Origin of the sequence: Telluribacter sp., assembly GCF_035998675.1 — a bacterium.
GTDB lineage: Bacteria > Bacteroidota > Bacteroidia > Cytophagales > Spirosomataceae > Telluribacter.
The window spans coordinates 1-16172 of record NZ_DASYHI010000015.1; the positions used below are offsets into that span (position 1 = coordinate 1).

Here is a 16172-nt window from a genome sequence, read left to right on the forward strand (position 1 = left end):
TTGTCAGCAAGGATTTCCTGGATAACTTGCCAGGCGGAATCAGTCAGGTCTGTGGGGTACATCTTTGGTCGGATTAACCCACAAGATAGGCTGATTCTGCCTTTTTTGACCCTTTATACCTTATTTTTAAACAGGTTCTAAAAGGTCTATTGGGCTCAATAAAATCTAAGTCCTAATTACCAACGTACCAAGCCTGCCACTAACATTGTGGCTGGACATTAAGCATTCAGCTTAAAATCGCTATTTTGCTTTTGTGGTTAATTGAAACGGAAGGTTTTCAATTGCCACAACTTCATAAACACTTTAACGTTGCAACTTTTGATGCTCGAAACTATCTGTATACGTTGATCCCCCTTTTGCATTCCTCTTATTTTCTGTTCAGTAGGCTGCTTAGCATATCATCAAATTCACGGTCAGTCATGGTTTTTCGCATGGAGAGTAATTCTTCTGCCATATACCCAGCTGCATATCTTGTTTCCGGCTGCTCCGTGGTAATCACTTCTTTTATTAGGTTAGCTATCAGTTTAGGTTCTCCGGCTGTACTGTCATCCATCGATTTAATCATTTTGGCAAAGTCTTCCGTCATTTGCTTATATCTTCCTTGTCCCGACACTTTCAGCAAATTTTCAGTTGCTATATTAGCCCATTCTGTTTTGATGGCGCCTGGTTCTATCACAATTACATCTACACCAAATTGCTTTACTTCATTACGTAAGCTATCACTTAACGCTTCAAAAGCAAATTTACTCGCATGATACCATGCTCCTAATGGTAAGGCGAATTTACCACTGATAGAAGAAATGTTAACAATTTTACCAAAATGATGGTCAATCATGGACGGCAGAACTAATTGTATTAGTCTTGCTGCACCGAACACATTAACTTCCATCTGGTATTTTGCCTCTGACATAGGAACCTCTTCAACAGCACCGTAAGCACCAAAGCCCGCATTGTTAATCAATACATCAATTCTGCCTTCTGCTTTTAAAATACTATTTACACCGGCTACCATTGATTGTTCATTGGTAACATCCATCTGAAGCACCCTTACTCCTGATGCCTCTATGTCACTCATTTTATCAAACCTGCGCGCTGCACCATACACTACATTCCCAGCTTGCAACAATTGTTTTGCTGCTTCTTTACCGATACCGGCAGATGCACCGGTTATTAATATTACTTTGTTCATTCTCATTTCATTTTATGAAGCAAAGGCCACACCGTTATAAAATTATAAGTTTTTTGTAAGATTCAATTTTGTTTAGGTGAGGGGATTAATAAAATTTGAACTCAATTTTTTGTTTGAGCCTTTTTTTAGAAATAAATAAATGTCCGACTGTTTGGATTCAGCCTGTATGATTAAAACTGCAACCAACAGCGTATTTGCAAAAAAACGGCTACATAGCTATCTTTAAGTAAAAAAATGAATTTGGCAGTAGAAAGTTGGTAGTGGTAAATACTAAGGTGATTTAGATTTATTGTAGTAATTGATGAAGTTAAGAGTTCGAGCAAAATGACTGTCATCCGTTTTGGCAAATGCTAATGTTTTCCGAGTCAGATGCGGCTGGCGTTGCCTGAGAGTATTGCGGTCCGCCGCCGCGGTTGAATCTTTCGATGTGAGCGGTACCACCTGCTTTCTGGTGATGCCTCTGAGCAGGAATAACGCTTTTGTAAACAGGATACAGATCTGTAAAGAAGATAGCATTTTGTTGGTAATAAAATGGTAAGCTCTCCCAAAGTAACTGTCCACAGTACTCACTGCGATCACCAGTAGCAAGGCCAACTATTTGGCCGCTTCTACGCTCGAAAGCTAGCCAAATCCAGGTTTTAATCTGCTTACTGCCAACGAAGGACCGCGACGGCGGACCGGTACATTTCATCCACTTCAATAACAGGTACGGCAACGGCGGTATCTACTTGGACATAAAGGGAGTGACCTACCGCAGCGGCGGCCGCTTTTTTTTCGCTAGCTTTATAATTGTAGGGCGACTTACACCCGTCACGCGTTGAATACCACGTAGAGAGGTCCGTTCTAACAAGAGCTTTTCCACCTGCTCATAGCGTTCGGCTCGCTGTTGAGCTACGTTACTGATGGTACCATACTTATTGCAGTCCTTGCAGTGGTATTTAGCCTTGCCGGAAGTGGAATGGCCATTCTTCCGTAAGTTCAAGCTGCCGCAGCGCTGGCACTTACAATGGGTGGTTTCACTTATCATAAGCCAAATATAACAAATCACCCCTTAAATTATCACTACCACAAAGTTAATGAAGCAGCAGAACATATAATACCGCTTCTTCGCAAATATGTTCTCCGTTGCGACGCAATAGGGAGGGGGAATGCAGACGGCCAGTTTTTGACTAATCTTCGCAGGCGATTGGTTCCACGGAGGTAGCGAAGTTAGTCAAAAACCATGATAAAAGTCTTCGCAAATCGAGGATTTGCAAAATATTTTATCATTCTGGCCAAAGAGAGAGGCTGGCAGCTTTTTCTACCCTCCCTACTTTGTACAACTGGCAAATTGGCGAAATTGCCTCGCTTTCAACTTCATTTACGCTCCGCAACTTCGCCAATTTGCCGAGCGTTAGCCGCAATGCCGCGCGGACAGAGTAGTGGCCACCGCGCATTGGCACATTTGCTTGCCACACCTTCCATCGCGACACCAAAGCAAGCAAAAGAGCTAATTCTTCCTGCCCGCACAAGCAATCTGGATATGAACATAGGTGACAGCTTACTGAAGAGAAAAATAGAGGGACAGCAATTCCAGATCACGCTTAATAATAAATATATTAACCTAGCCAATTCATGCAACATTTTAAATACATACCTGTCTAATCTCCTATGGTGGACAAAGCAGAAACAAATAATCCAACAGACCAATACTTGATTGAAAAGATTTTGAGTGGAAACACCAAAACTTTTGAGATTATTATAAACAACACAAAGGGTCTGGTTGCCCAAATTGCATTCAAAATGATAAGCAATGACGAAGATCGAAGGGATATTGCACAGGAAGTATATCTGAAAGCATTTAAGGACTTGCCCAACTTCAGATTTCGTTCTAAACTATCAACTTGGATTGGGCAGATTACATACAACACCTGCTTAAACTATCTCGAAAAGAAAAAATTGGTTCTTCTTGATATTAGCGACAATGATGCGCATGATGAAGTATTGGATGTATTCAGTAATAAGTTCAATTTGGAATCAATCAGTGAGACAGAGTCTCGATTTTTTGAAAAAGAGGTTTCAGAGATATTCAAACTTGAAATCGAAAAGCTGCCGCCAGTTTACAAAACCTTAATTACACTGTATCATAATGAAGAATTGAGCTATGAAGAAATAATCCAGATCACGGGGCTACCGGAAGGAACAGCAAAAAATTATCTTTTCAGAGCAAGGAAATATTTAAAGAAACAAATACTTCGAAAATATAAAAGGGGCGATCTATGACAGATGAACACATTTCCGATAACGATATTCAACAGTACGTTTTGGATAAACCTAACTGTACGAATGCTATCATTGAACATGTGGATATATGCCCCAGTTGCAAGGCAAAAGCTCATATATACCAGTTATTGTTTTCAGCAATTAAGCATCAATCAAAACCAATCTTTGAATTCGATTTGGCTGGTTTGGTTTTGTCTTGTATAACGAATCATAAGCCAGCAAACTCCAAGGCTACTTCTCTTGTCTGGCCTTTTGCATTTTTTGGAGTCTGTTCCATTTGTGCTATCGGCTATCTATTTGGTCAACATTTGATTAACATGTTTTTAAGCATTCCTTCCATATCAATGTATTTGGTGTTTACAGCAGCAATTACATTGATGTGCTTTCAGGGCATTGAAATGATCACAAAATATAAAAAGAAAATAAACAAACTGGATTTCGGTTGATTACACTGCAACATTAAACACCTGAACCAGTCTAATTAAAAAACAGAAAATAAAGCGACAAACATGAAAAAGACACTATGTATCGTAACCATGGCAACAATTTCATTTATGGCAATTGCCCAAGAAAACAATCCTACCCAAGGAATGAGTGTTAGTGAGGATATATTCAATATTAGTGCTACCATTTTTGTAGTCATTCTCGTAATGATTTTTATTCTTTCCATTCTGAAGCGAATGCTGGATTATCGTCTTAAGAACAAGATTGCTGATAAAGGGGTATCCGAAAATATAGCTTCATCCATACTGCAATCGGATACAAAAGAAGATGGTGCCATCAATATTAAATGGTTTTCCATTCTAGCTGGTATCGGTATCGGATTAACTATTATCAATTATACATTACCATTGGGTATCCACTCTTTGGCCGTCATGTCGTTTAGTATTGCTCTGAGTTTTCTGGGCTATCATTATTACCTGAAACAATCCACTAAATAGATCACTAAACTTTAATCAAAAATGAAACAACCAATAATTACCCAAATCTGGGCATGGAAACGTATTGTCTTATTCTTTGTCATCGTGGTATGCCAATCTACGAATGCACAACAAACTTTACCAATGATAAGGGCGCACACCAAAACTGTTGACATAAGGGACGGGGCCGTTTTTCAAAAGGGTATATGGAATCTGACACCTGAAGCTAAGCCTGACATCTATTATGCACTTTTGCCTGAAAAAGAAAGGAAGATAACGTTCTATACAGATATAGACTCCATTTCTTTTGATGTAAAATCTGGTTTCACTTATGATTTCATTATTCTGCTAAATAACAAAGATACCTGCTACACACAGATAAATTCTGTACCAAAGGAGAAAATTGAAGTTGCTACTATTGATCCGGAACTGCTGAAAAAAGACTTTACTTTTCTTAAGGAAGCCTTACTGCAAGAACATGGTGGTTTGCTCCGATACCAAAACAGGAATGAGTTTACCCAATTGTCTGACAGCTTGTTTCGCACTCTTGATCATCCAATGAACCAATTTGAATTTGGAACATTGATCAGATTTTTCCTGAGTTTTGTTAAAGATGGACATACCGGAAGCAGTTTGCCTTCCGAATTAATGCAATATTATGCTAGGCATGTTAGAATGTTCCCGATTCAACTCTACTTTATGGATGAAAGGGCATTTGTGCTTTGCAGTGAATTCGATGAACTACCTTCTGGAACAAAGTTGCTCTCGATTGACGGCAAACCAATCAATGACATTCGTAAGGAGTTGTTTCGCTACTTATCATCGGATGGAAAGATTGAAACGAAAAAATATTGGACACTGAACAGGGACGCTTTCCCTTTTCTTTATAGTTGGATTTTCGGGATAAAATCCGGCCATACCATCACATACAAGACCCAAACGGGGTTAGTGGAAAACACGCATCTTAATGCTGATTTCATCAAGGAATCATGTGTCCCAAATAGACACAATGATGGCAAATACCTGCAACTGGACTACAAATCAGGGAACATTGCTGTTCTTACCATCAAAACTTTTAGTAGCGAACGACTCAGACAGACGAATGAGGATCTTGTGAGGTTCTTACAAATGAGTTTTAAAGAGATTCAAAATAAAAAAGTAAATAAATTGATTATTGATTTGCGCAATAATAGTGGCGGTGATGACCAATATGGCGCTTTGCTTTATTCCTACTTAACAAATAGGCCATTCAATTACTTCGCTTCTATTGAGTCCAATACTAAAAAGCTTGCGATAAGTGACCATCCTGGCCTGGATGTACAACAACCCAGCATGGATAATTTTAAAGGAAAAGTTCTTTTCATTATTAATGGTTTGTCTTTTTCAACAGCATCGGATATTTGCGCCATTGCAAAAAGTGACAATAGAGGAAAATTTGTAGGTGAGGAGACAGGAGGTGGCTACTATGGCAATACATCCGGAGAGACTTTTAGAACGACCCTACCAAACAGTAAAGTTAATATTTCCATTCCTAAGTATAAATATAGTAATGCAGTTAAGAAAGCCAAGTATCCGGACAGAGGAATAATCCCGGATTACGTTGTGATTCCAAGTATTAGTGACATAATTAATGGTAAGGACGTTCAGCTTGAATACGCTCTGGGGCTGACAAAGAAATAAGATCATCCTTCGAACAACCACACCAATGCTAGTGCCGCGCATGCTGACACACATCCAACGCACTGGCATCCGTGTGGTTAAGATTGTCCAAGTGCGGCACAGTGCATAACAAAATATTTATGCCAGCTTGGGGTTCAGTGTTGGTATCAAGTTTTGTTTTCTTAATTTCGTTCAGCAACGAGGGACAAAGACGCACTTCGTAAACCCAAGCCGTCATAAACACAAACGTTAGCTGTAACCCTAACAAAAGAGGCTGCCGACAGACATCATCCAGGCACAGCTTGACCACAAAAAGCTATACCAGCATTTCAATATTTAAGTAAGGAATAATACATATGTTAATAGAAACCTTAAAAGCACTGTTCACCAGAGACTTAAAAAAGTTACAAACCGAAGTAGAACTGTACAAGAAGGAAGAACACCTGTGGAAGATTGAAGGATCCATTGCTAACTCAGCGGGAAACCTTTGCCTGCATTTAGTGGGCAACCTCAATACGTACATAGGAAAGGAGCTCGGGAAAACTGACTATATAAGAAACAGAGAATTAGAGTTTTCCTTAAAAGATGTTCCCCGGGAGGAATTGCTCAACATGATTGACAACACCATTGAGGTAGTTAACTATTCACTGGATAGCCTGGATGAAGGGGCTCTGGCAAATGAGTATCCTGTAGTAGTATTTGAACAGAAAACATCTACTGAATACTTGTTGGTGCATTTGGCTACTCACCTAACCTATCACCTAGGACAGGTAAACTATCATAGGAGGCTAATTGATATATAAGGACGCTTACAACACAGTATCTGCAAGATACCGGTTCCTACTCTGATTTCACATTTGGAATACTACTAAGTAAAAGGAAGTGAAATCAACCTCTCCCCTACCCCCGAATCAGCGCGTTTTCTACTTCGTGCTTGTATAGCTTGCCAATAGGAAGCTCTTTCTTGCCCAGCTCTACGTGCGTGGCGGTAAAGCTGGTAACCTTGTCGAGCGAAACCAGGAAGCTACGGTGAATACGCCGGAACGAACGCTCGGGCAGCATGTCTTCGACCGAAGAAATGGGTTGTTTGGTAATGAGTTGTCCGTCGGTTGTTACAATCCTTACGTAGTCTTTGAGGCTTTCAACATAGCAGATATCATCCAGGTACACCTTGACCATCTTGCGGTCGACCCGAAAGTACAGGAATTCGGAGCGGGTACTTTTGTCGGGTACCGGCCGGGCCGCAGGCGCGGATTGAGGTACCTCTTTGCCGTAGTAGACTTTATCGACGGCTTTCAGAAAACGGTCAAAGGAAAAAGGCTTCAGGAGGTAGTCGACCGCGTCCAGGTCAAAGCCTTCGATGGCGTATTCGCTGAATGCCGTGGTAAAAATAACCTTCGGCGGATTTTTCAGCGAGCGCATCAGGTCGGTACCCCGTAGCTGGGGCATCTGGATGTCGAGAAACAGGAGGTCAACGCTCTGCTGCTGAATCTGATGAAACGCCTCCAGCGCGTGCGAGCACTCCCCCACCAGCCGCAGCGAAGGTACGGCCCGCAGGTAGGTCTTGATTACCTCCCGCGCGGGCGGCTCATCGTCCACAATCAGACAGCGGACTGGTTCATGCAAATTCATAACTATCAGGTTTACGCTCGTCGGCAGGTACCTCGGCAGCTTCATCCAACGCAATTTTCAAAAATACCACAAAGGTATCTTCCCCTTCGGTTATTTTCAGGGTAAAGCGGTTGGGGTACAGCAATTCCAGCCGTTTCTGTACATTGGCCAGGCCTATTCCCGAATCGGCAGGCCGGGTACTTTCCGTCCAGACCGGATTTATTACTTTAAAAGCCAGCTCATTACCGGTCACGCTGGCCGAAATAGAAATCCAGGCCTGGTCCAGTAGCTGACTGGTACCGTGTTTGAAAGCATTTTCGACAAAGGGCAGCAGAACAAGGGGAGCCACCCTATGGGTATCCTGCACGCCGGTTACCGTAAAAGAAACATCCAGCCGCTGGCCGTACCGCAGCTTTTCCAGCTCTACGTACGATTCCAGCATAAGTACTTCCTTCGACAGCGGTACCTGCGTACCACTGCATTCGTAAAGCATGTACCGCAGCAGGCCCGACAGCTTAAGTACTATATCGCCGCTTTGCCCGGAGCCGCTTACAATGTGGCCGTAGAGGTTGTTGAGGGTATTGAAGAGAAAATGCGGGTGGAGCTGGCCTTTCAGCATGGTAAGCTCGGCGTTTAGCTTTTCGCGCTTCAGGGTTTCGTTCTCTATTTTCTTCTGGTACCAGAACTTCAGCAGCTTGATAGTACCCGTAAAGCCGGTGGTGGTGTTGGTTCCGCGCAGGCCGGCCATGAGCCCATAAAACATATTTGACATCGGATTGGGGAGCCCCATGCTGACGCGGAGCGGTTCCACAAACCAGGCCGTAAAAAAGTGAGATACCAGAGCCGCCAGCAAAATACTGACTACCATTAGTAAAACCGCCATCAGGTAGCGCGAACGCAGCAGGTAATGCGGGATGATCCAGTAGATAAGGGCGTAGCCCATGCCGATATGAATGGGCATATAAATAAGCGCTTCCCAAAAAGAGCTTACGTAGGCTACTTCGGGGCCAATACTGACAAATTTCTGGGCGTAGATGTACGTAAAGAATAAGAGCCAGGACAGCCAGAACAGCCCGTGCCGGGTCAGGACGTACTTCCGCTGGTTGGAGAAAATAAGTGTTTCGAGCATATTTTGACCCTTTGTTAACCAAAAATACAACTATCCGCCACTCGAAATACTCCTTTACCTACTTTATCGACAAATGGAAGTTTTTGGACGACGAAAGGCATTCGTAGCTGCCAGCCGGACGAGTAGCTACCTGCACCACCGGACGGTCTACTTCCTGTGCGCGGCTTATTGATTACAACTAGCTTTGAACCATACTTTAAAACCATCAAAGCCATGAAAAATTTAATCAGAACCTTTTTTTGCCTGAGCCTGCTATTGGGGTTCGGCGGTACCAACGGCCAGGCCCGGCCCACCTCCAGCAACTACCACTGGGTTGTGGAGGTAAGTACTTCCGGTGTACCGGCTTCCACCTTCCGCATTTATCACCAGCAGCACCAGCTCGTCTACGAAGAGACTCTAAAAGACCAAAACCTGGACATTCGTAAACGGAGTACCCGCCGTAAGCTGGACAAAGCCCTGCGTACCTACGTTGCTTCGGCCCGGCAGCTGGCCCGGCTCAACCAGAAAAATCTGCTGCAATCGCTGGCGGTTCGCTAAGGTACCTCCTACTGGCACCTAGCCTACTGGCAGGCCAATGGTAATTGAATTTTGGGATTTAATAGTAAAAAAAGCCTCCCCTCAGGTAGAAGGGAGGCTTTTTCGTATCGTAGACTATTCTCTATTCCATAAAAATCATTGGTCCTAAGCCGCCAGCAGCAGATTAGCTACCTTACACGACCGCCAGTCCAGACGCTGGGCGTCAAAGTAGGTAAGTACCGTTGGCTGAGGCTCCCGTTCGCTTTTGGGCGTATACTCCTTCGATAGCAGGTTCAGCTGAAGGGTACCTGCCGCTGGCCGAAACGAGCCGTCTTTCTTTTTGTACAAAAAGGCTACTATGCCTTCGTTCATGGCCACCCGCAATTTGTGCGACGCCCAGGCTTTACGAAGGGCTTCCGCAAAACTGGTACATTCCGGCCGGATGGCCCAGGCCGTTGTAAATAATTCTGTTCTGTTTACTGGCATTTTATCTTTCATAGCTGGTTGTATTAATACGACTTAGTGGTCGGTTTTTGTCTATATAAAAAACAAAATATACCCTGGAATAATTTCAAAAATCCAGGGTATATCGATACTATGTAACACAATTAATCAACTAACTTTCAATGGGTTAATCCCCATTTATATAATCAGTCAATGCCTTTTCACTTCTTTCCCAATACAGTAATTGTGAAGGTATTCCGAGTAGCGCTAACGGTGGTTTTGTCTAATTTTGGATAGGTGCATTGGTCCATCATCCGGTGCCAGTTGGCGTTACGCTCGTCCCCGTTTATACTTACAATAAAAATCCCGCCTTCGACCAGGTAGAGGTTGAAACGATCCAGAACCGCCTCCACCGACTTGGCGTAGTAAATGGCTTCGTTAATGATAATGCAGTCGAAGGTAGTATCCGGCTCGTAGAGATTCATGTCCGCCACCAGGTACTTCGTTTTCTCATCCTCGTTTTTCTTCCCCCTTTCAATGGCCACATCCGATACATCCGTCGAGTAGTACAGGCTATACTTGGTTTTATCGAATCGCTGCTGCAGGTACCCTTCCCCCGCCCCTATCTCCAGGATTTTCCCGTTGGGCTTCAGGTACTGCGCGTAACCTGCAATGACACTGAACCGCGCCAGCTCATTTATGTCGCCCAGGGTTGTCCATTTCCCCTGGCTATACTGGTAGTTCCAGCGGTCGCGGTCCTGGCGTAATACTTTCCGCTTGAAAAGGTCTTCGGCGGTTTGAAAAAATTGACTCATGGTATACTTCAGGTTTAACAGGTACTACGAAATATTTTCTTCCTCTTTACAAAAAGGAAAGTTTTAAAACAGGCGTCCGTAAGTGACTTTTCTGGCAAAAGTTCTCAGGGAATCAGTACCCCGGATATCAATCCGGTTTATTTCAAACAGGTTACGGGGTACAGCCGGATTGATCCGGTTGCCAATCCGGAAGGCGGCTTCTATGGCGTGTTCCCTGAACAGGTGGAGCATCTGCTGGTATACTTTCGGGTCGGCAGGACGCCGCCCGTACGGGTACGCCAGCGCCCTGACAAACAAAAGATTATGTGCTCTAAAAAATTGGAGGCTGGCGTCAAGATCCTGCGCTATTTCGTCGGGCCGTAGGTACTGGTAGTTAAGGTGCCGGTGCGTATGCAGGCCCAACTGAAAAATCCGTGGGTCCAGATTTCGTAACTGCTCGGCCGATAGCAGAGGTTCGGCCGGATTGTCCCAGCTTGAGGAAGCCCCGACGTAGGCCGTGGGTACAAAAATGGCCGCTTTGGCACCAAACTCTTTCAGCAGTGGGTAGGCGTGCGATAGTACCGACGCGTAAGCGTCATCAAAGGTCAGCAACACCGGACGAGCCGGCAGAATGAGGCCGTGATGGATGTGGTCCAGCCAGTCCTGCAGCGAAATAAACTGGTAACCGCGCCCGGCCAGCAGGCTCAGCTGATTCCGAAACTGCCCGGTAGTAACGGTCAGGAAGTCGGACCGTCCCTCATCCAGCTTGTGGTACATCAGTACCCGTACCCTACTTCCCCAAAGCCAGTTCCAGAACATAGGGTGGTTGGGAAGTAGCAACGGAAGCCTGCTGATGCAGCTCAACCAGCTTGGTGTATTTGGTCATGGTATATATAGAGACATAGAAAGCCCACAAAAAGCCTTCATAGCCATCCAGAATGCCCAGGCGCAGGAAGTAAATCTTGAAAAAGGTTAACGGGAATCGCAGCAGGGCTTTGAGCCGGGTGGCTCGCTTTCCCTGGGCATACAAACCCGCGGCCGCTGCGGTAGAGTACCGGTCTATCTTAAAAAGATGCTCCGCCAGGCTCTCAAAGCTATAATGATACACCCGGTTAGACAGGGTACTTACTTTTCCCTTCACCTGCACTTTTTCGTGAACACTGTCTCTGGTAAAGGTACCTGCCTGCCGGTTAAATAAGCGAAGAAACCGTTTGTTGTATTCGCCCGAATACCGAAGTAACCGCCCCAGGTAAACCAGCGAAATCGGGAAGGTATAGCCCTGGCAGTCGGGTACTTGCCGAAACAGGCTTTGTATTTCATCCGCCAATTCGGCAGATACTACTTCATCGGCATCAATTGAAAGAATCCAGTCGTGGGATGCCTTCGCTACCGCGTAGCATTTCTGACTCCCGTACCCATCAAAAGCCCGGTAGTAAGCCCGCGCGCCCGCATCTTCAGCTACCTTTATGGTACCGTCGGTACTACCTGAGTCCACTACCACAATTTCATCGGCCCAACTAACCGACTTTAGCGTTTGAGCCAGCACATGAGCCTCGTTGTAAGTAATAATAACAACGCTGATTGGAGTCATACGCGTACTACTTGGGGTTTAGGAATAAGTCAAATTATGTTTCGTAAACTGCTGTATTATAAATACGCTACCCGACAACCACGCCTTCGCTCTCTCTTCCGGTATCAAATGACAGCATGGCATTTGTATCTGAATTACAAAATTCAGATACTGACATTAGAATAGCCTTAAAAGCAGCTTAGAAAAAAATTAAATTTAATAGGTATATCCTATTTGGTAGGGTAATTGTACTAGTAAGAAAACCCGGAGAAGTAGCCATTCCGTATTAAACCATAGCTTATAGAATGTGTCTAATCGGTATACAAAATTGATACAGCCATGAACTCGATAGCCATTATTCGTCAGTACAGTGTACAGAAAACCAGGTCGGGGAAGAAGGAGACTATCTATACCGCTGAACCTTTCGAAAACCTCACCAAGAAGTACTACTACGTGAAAACGTTGAGCTAAGATCGCGCCCGTCTCCACCGAAGTACCACTCAGGCAGCCGCTTCCCAAGGCTCTTTACAATGGATCACTGGTACGGGAAGAAAATATATATTAGCAGGTACCTAAACAGGTACCTGTTTCTGTTTTAACTTTTTGGGGTACCGCCGGGCGGGGAAGAAAAAAAATCATTGGGGGAAGTAACCAAGTTTACTTTCCGGTTAGTAATTTTATCGGGTAATTGATTTGCTAGTTACCCTCATGAACGAATACCACTCCTCTCTACATTTACCCATCAGGTTTATCTTATTCCTGGCGGGTCTTTTTCTGGTACTCCGGCTGCTGTGCTGGTTTCAGAATATTTCACTACATGCACTGGCCCCTCTGGTCGACGGCTACATCCTTTTTGTTGTCGGTCTGCTGCTCGCCCACTACATTGACGACTACTTTGGATTTATTCCCCGGATTTCCAAAAAGTAGGATTTTAGGGTACTGAGGTGCTGGTTCACAAGCCTTTTTCTGTTTAGCGGCTGGATATATTATTTTTCCAGGTACCTTTCAAAATTGAAGATATAAAAACACAAAAGCCACTTACTACCGAAGCGTAAGTGGCTTTTTCAACGTGGGCCCACCTGGGATCGAACCAGGCACCTACTGATTATGAGTCGTAGGTATAGCTTTTTCGATTCTCATCATCCCTTTATTGATACTTTGTATATCTACTGACTATTAGCTATTTATACCCAATCTATTTATTGATCTTTATTGCTTTTATGCGCTGAATCATTAACTTTGTAATGCACATTGTAATGCACAAAGGTTAATTATGAAGACGGCAACGGTAACTTTATTCCATGACAAGAGGCGGGGCGATAATTCCATTAAGCTGTATCTGACTTTTGAGCGTAAGCAGCGTCTTTATGCCACAGGCTTCAAAATTGAGTCCGATACCTGGGAGCGGTTAAAGAACAACGCGGAAAGGGATAAGCCAGACGGCAAGATTAAGGATGAGGAGTTTCTAAGCCTGTGGTCAGCACTATGGAACCGGCCCGATAAGTACGACGACCGAAAGCCATTAGGTGTTGTTCATGTCGCCAGGAACATTGCCGCGCAACTTGGAGCCAACTTTACTTTTGATCGGTTTAAAGAACTACTCGACAGCTACGGTAAGGAGGAGCAGGCTACGGACGCCAGCGACCTCATAGCAGCACTTAATTTTAAAGCTGAGGACATGAAGAGGCAGGGGCGTGTTAGTAATGGCATTAACTACGGCCTGGTAGCTAAATCTCTTAACCGGTTCATTGAATCTCTTACCAATGAAGACCGTAAAGAACTAGGGCTTCCCGTAATCCCCCTACGGTCCAGAAGGGCAGAACCTGCACCTACCCCACCCCTACAATTTAAGCACGTTACAAATGAGTTTCTGACCTTGTATGAACAGTGGATGCTTTCACATGGCAAGTCTGCACAGGACCCTAAAAAAGCCTCAACAGGTACCACCCCTACCACCGTCGGTATTTATTGCCGTCACCTCCGTTCCGTATTTAACGATGCAATGGAAGCAGGTGTAGTTTCCCGGGACGAATACCCGTTCGGAAAGAACCGGTATGTCATACCTGCCGGAAAGAATACCAAGAAAGCTTTAAGTAAAGAGGAGGTCCGAAAGATTATCAACTACGAATGTAAGCCTGAAACTTTGGAGCAGCGGGGCCGTGACCTATGGGTTTTCTCCTACCTCAGCAATGGGATGAACATGGCCGACATCTGTACACTACGCTGGAAGGATATTGACCTGAAAGAGCAAACATTAACCTTTATACGTCAGAAGACTTCACGAAGTCGTAAGGGAAACCAGACAAAGGTAAAAGTAGTACTCAATGTCGAAACAATGGCTATCCTGGAACGGTGGGGAACTACGCCCCGTTCTGGCACCGCTTATGTGTTCCCGTTCCTTAGTAATGATATGACTCCCGACCGTCAGTTAAAGGTGGTTCAGAATGTTACGAAAGTGACCAATATCCATATCAAGCGGATTGCCAAAGCTGTCGGTATTACTGCTGAGGTAACAACCTATGCCGCCCGACACTCCTTTGCTACGATCCTGCTCCAGTCAGAGGCCCCACTTGCTTTTATATCGCAGTCCCTGGGTCATACTAACATCAAAACAACTGAATCGTACCTGGGGAGCTTCGATGATGAGAAGACCCGGAAGTACCTGGAAGCACTGCTATAAGGGCCATAATGAAAAGATTACCTACTAACAACACGGAAAAAATAAGGGCGAAATGAACTACAAAACCTCCTACTTTGAACAGCTAACAAAAGAAGCGACAACGATTGAAGTAGATTACCAGATGAATGATCGATGGGGTAATCCAATATACGATGAAAAGAGGGAGGAGTATGCACTTGAGATGCTTATCAGAGCCAGTAAGTATAGTTCAAAAAAAAATGGAAACAGCAGCGACTACGATGTTTACATCAATGAAATTGCACAGCATACACTAAGTGAATTAATCTTACTTCCCGATGAGGTAGTACTACGTATTATCAAGCGCCTACAACAGATTGACAAACATATCAATGACGCGTGGAAAGTTCTTTTCGAGTACTGGGAGAAGTGGAATAATGACAATTTTAGTTCTTTTGATTTTGAGTGGAAGTTCTTCCACTTGTTCAATATTCCTATTACCCGCTCTACTGGGGTAGGAGAAGACCCTAACTTCGACAAAGGAAAGACCACCGATAGTTTTTTTTGGGATCTACATGATGCTATGATGTATAAGCAGGGGGCAGTAAAATGGGTATTGTGGTATTTGAAAGAGCAGATGGGTATACCCCATGAAGAGGATGAGCAGGACCCGAAAGATAGTAAACAGCCAAGTCCAGACAATAGCATAGGAAAGCAGCAGATTAAAAACCAAGACGTCTTTGCTCTACTCTGCCACTACCTGAAAGATGAAATTGATTATAAAGAATTGGCAAGTCAATATGAAATGCCCCTAACAGATAAGCAAATGCAAGTAATTGAATACTATCATTACCCGTCAAATAGGACTGGAGTAAATGGCAGGAAGAAGCATAAAGCCCGGATTAAGGATTTTGAGAACCTAATTCAACTGCTATGTGAAAGAGGTGATGGATGCCGCACTCAAAAAGCAAAAGAGGATTATTCAGTCTATTTAGAAAACCATGAAAGAGGTGATGAATAAAGAAATATAGAAAGAAACCGGTTAAATCCGGATTTAACCGGATAGCCTTTTTCGGCTACTGCACCTTTGCTTATCACTATTTAACAAGCAAAGACGATGCACCAACCTACATTTGACCAACTCCCCCGCGCCGTTCAAAACCTCGGTGAACGGCTGGCTGGAATCGAGCAGTTGCTCGCCACCTACCTTTCGGCGCCTTCTACTAACGCCACCGCTTCTGATGAGTACATGGGCATTAAGGATGCCGCGTTGACTCTCAACGTATCACAGCAGACTGTTTACCAGAACATCCGGAAGATACCGCACGTAAAGCGGTTTGGTAAGCTGTACTTTAAGCGGTCGGACCTTATTGCTTACCTGGAAGATGGAGCCGCTTTAAATAAGAAAGGAGGTAAGCAATGATGACGCCCAATCACCAA

The 16172-nt window shown here is 44.1% G+C and carries 21 protein-coding genes; 12 read left to right on the forward strand and 9 right to left on the reverse strand.

What is annotated here, in order from left to right; all coding sequences use genetic code 11:
* Positions 1 to 367 precede the first annotated feature (367 nt).
* The 3 genes from VGN67_RS07705 to VGN67_RS24620 form a co-directional block, all read right to left on the reverse strand.
* Positions 368 to 1189 (reverse strand): oxidoreductase, encoded by an 822-nt coding sequence (locus VGN67_RS07705; protein WP_327486220.1) that lies wholly within the window; start codon positions 1187 to 1189, stop codon positions 368 to 370.
* A 331-nt stretch (positions 1190 to 1520) separates the two neighbouring features.
* Entirely contained in the window at positions 1521 to 1880 is a 360-nt protein-coding gene (locus VGN67_RS24510; protein ID WP_414717302.1) for an IS1 family transposase, read from the reverse strand.
* A gap of 57 nt (positions 1881 to 1937) precedes the next feature.
* The gene (locus VGN67_RS24620; protein ID WP_422664346.1) at positions 1938 to 2216 is read right to left on the reverse strand and encodes an IS1/IS1595 family N-terminal zinc-binding domain-containing protein; all 279 of its coding nucleotides are present in this window, start codon (positions 2214 to 2216) and stop codon (positions 1938 to 1940) included.
* Between the two features lie 195 nt (positions 2217 to 2411).
* On the opposite strand from VGN67_RS24620, the gene VGN67_RS07710 reads away from it, so the two are divergent.
* The 6 genes from VGN67_RS07710 (at position 2412) to VGN67_RS07735 (ending at position 6833) form a co-directional block, all read left to right on the forward strand.
* Complete coding sequence (locus VGN67_RS07710; RefSeq protein ID WP_327486221.1) at positions 2412 to 2885, forward strand: hypothetical protein; 474 nt, start codon at positions 2412 to 2414, stop codon at positions 2883 to 2885.
* On the forward strand, positions 2840 to 3451 hold the full coding sequence (locus VGN67_RS07715) for an RNA polymerase sigma factor (RefSeq protein WP_327486222.1): 612 nt from the start codon (positions 2840 to 2842) through the stop codon (positions 3449 to 3451). The genes VGN67_RS07710 and VGN67_RS07715 overlap by 46 nt, the downstream gene beginning before the upstream one ends.
* Positions 3448 to 3897: a hypothetical protein gene (locus VGN67_RS07720; RefSeq protein WP_327486223.1), complete on the forward strand. Its 450-nt coding sequence runs from the start codon at positions 3448 to 3450 to the stop codon at positions 3895 to 3897. Before VGN67_RS07715 ends, VGN67_RS07720 begins: the two co-directional genes overlap by 4 nt.
* 63 nt (positions 3898 to 3960) lie before the next feature.
* Positions 3961 to 4392, forward strand: coding sequence for a hypothetical protein (locus tag VGN67_RS07725; RefSeq protein WP_327486224.1), 432 nt, complete (start codon positions 3961 to 3963; stop codon positions 4390 to 4392).
* Positions 4393 to 4413: 21 nt separating this feature from the next.
* Positions 4414 to 6051, forward strand: a complete 1638-nt coding sequence (locus VGN67_RS07730; RefSeq protein ID WP_327486225.1) for a S41 family peptidase — start codon at positions 4414 to 4416, stop codon at positions 6049 to 6051.
* A 335-nt stretch (positions 6052 to 6386) separates the two neighbouring features.
* Positions 6387 to 6833 carry a DinB family protein gene (locus VGN67_RS07735; protein WP_327486226.1) on the forward strand — a complete coding sequence of 149 codons (447 nt, stop codon included), beginning with the start codon at positions 6387 to 6389 and terminating at the stop codon, positions 6831 to 6833.
* Between the two features lie 97 nt (positions 6834 to 6930).
* Here the strand turns inward: VGN67_RS07735 and VGN67_RS07740 are convergent, their stop codons facing one another.
* Both VGN67_RS07740 and VGN67_RS07745 read right to left on the reverse strand, forming a co-directional pair.
* Positions 6931 to 7662 (reverse strand): LytTR family DNA-binding domain-containing protein, encoded by a 732-nt coding sequence (locus tag VGN67_RS07740; RefSeq protein ID WP_327486227.1) that lies wholly within the window; start codon positions 7660 to 7662, stop codon positions 6931 to 6933.
* The gene (locus VGN67_RS07745; protein ID WP_327486228.1) at positions 7649 to 8770 is read right to left on the reverse strand and encodes a sensor histidine kinase; all 1122 of its coding nucleotides are present in this window, start codon (positions 8768 to 8770) and stop codon (positions 7649 to 7651) included. Before VGN67_RS07745 ends, VGN67_RS07740 begins: the two co-directional genes overlap by 14 nt.
* 213 nt (positions 8771 to 8983) lie before the next feature.
* Here VGN67_RS07745 and VGN67_RS07750 point away from each other — a divergent pair, with 213 nt between their 5' ends.
* Positions 8984 to 9307 carry a hypothetical protein gene (locus tag VGN67_RS07750; RefSeq protein WP_327486229.1) on the forward strand — a complete coding sequence of 108 codons (324 nt, stop codon included), beginning with the start codon at positions 8984 to 8986 and terminating at the stop codon, positions 9305 to 9307.
* A gap of 144 nt (positions 9308 to 9451) precedes the next feature.
* Here the strand turns inward: VGN67_RS07750 and VGN67_RS07755 are convergent, their stop codons facing one another.
* The 4 genes from VGN67_RS07755 to VGN67_RS07770 all read right to left on the reverse strand — a co-directional run bounded on the left by VGN67_RS07755 (position 9452) and on the right by VGN67_RS07770 (position 12115).
* A complete protein-coding gene (locus VGN67_RS07755) occupies positions 9452 to 9784 on the reverse strand; it encodes an SH3 beta-barrel fold-containing protein (protein ID WP_327486230.1) in 333 nt (110 codons plus the stop codon).
* A 167-nt stretch (positions 9785 to 9951) separates the two neighbouring features.
* Complete coding sequence (locus tag VGN67_RS07760; protein ID WP_327486231.1) at positions 9952 to 10545, reverse strand: class I SAM-dependent methyltransferase; 594 nt, start codon at positions 10543 to 10545, stop codon at positions 9952 to 9954.
* Positions 10546 to 10608: 63 nt separating this feature from the next.
* On the reverse strand, positions 10609 to 11343 hold the full coding sequence (locus VGN67_RS07765) for a polysaccharide deacetylase family protein (protein WP_327486232.1): 735 nt from the start codon (positions 11341 to 11343) through the stop codon (positions 10609 to 10611).
* Positions 11315 to 12115 (reverse strand): glycosyltransferase family 2 protein, encoded by an 801-nt coding sequence (locus VGN67_RS07770; RefSeq protein WP_327486233.1) that lies wholly within the window; start codon positions 12113 to 12115, stop codon positions 11315 to 11317. The genes VGN67_RS07765 and VGN67_RS07770 overlap by 29 nt, the downstream gene beginning before the upstream one ends.
* Before the next feature lie 318 nt (positions 12116 to 12433).
* Here VGN67_RS07770 and VGN67_RS07775 point away from each other — a divergent pair, with 318 nt between their 5' ends.
* From VGN67_RS07775 to VGN67_RS07795, 5 genes are all read left to right on the forward strand, one after another.
* Positions 12434 to 12565 (forward strand): hypothetical protein, encoded by a 132-nt coding sequence (locus VGN67_RS07775; RefSeq protein ID WP_327486234.1) that lies wholly within the window; start codon positions 12434 to 12436, stop codon positions 12563 to 12565.
* A 237-nt stretch (positions 12566 to 12802) separates the two neighbouring features.
* Complete coding sequence (locus VGN67_RS07780) at positions 12803 to 13021, forward strand: hypothetical protein (RefSeq protein ID WP_327486235.1); 219 nt, start codon at positions 12803 to 12805, stop codon at positions 13019 to 13021.
* A 346-nt stretch (positions 13022 to 13367) separates the two neighbouring features.
* The gene (locus VGN67_RS07785; RefSeq protein WP_327486236.1) at positions 13368 to 14774 is read left to right on the forward strand and encodes a tyrosine-type recombinase/integrase; all 1407 of its coding nucleotides are present in this window, start codon (positions 13368 to 13370) and stop codon (positions 14772 to 14774) included.
* 52 nt (positions 14775 to 14826) lie between these two features.
* On the forward strand, positions 14827 to 15753 hold the full coding sequence (locus tag VGN67_RS07790) for a hypothetical protein (RefSeq protein WP_327486237.1): 927 nt from the start codon (positions 14827 to 14829) through the stop codon (positions 15751 to 15753).
* Positions 15754 to 15849: 96 nt separating this feature from the next.
* Positions 15850 to 16155, forward strand: a complete 306-nt coding sequence (locus VGN67_RS07795; RefSeq protein WP_327486238.1) for a helix-turn-helix domain-containing protein — start codon at positions 15850 to 15852, stop codon at positions 16153 to 16155.
* Positions 16156 to 16172: the final 17 nt, after the last annotated feature.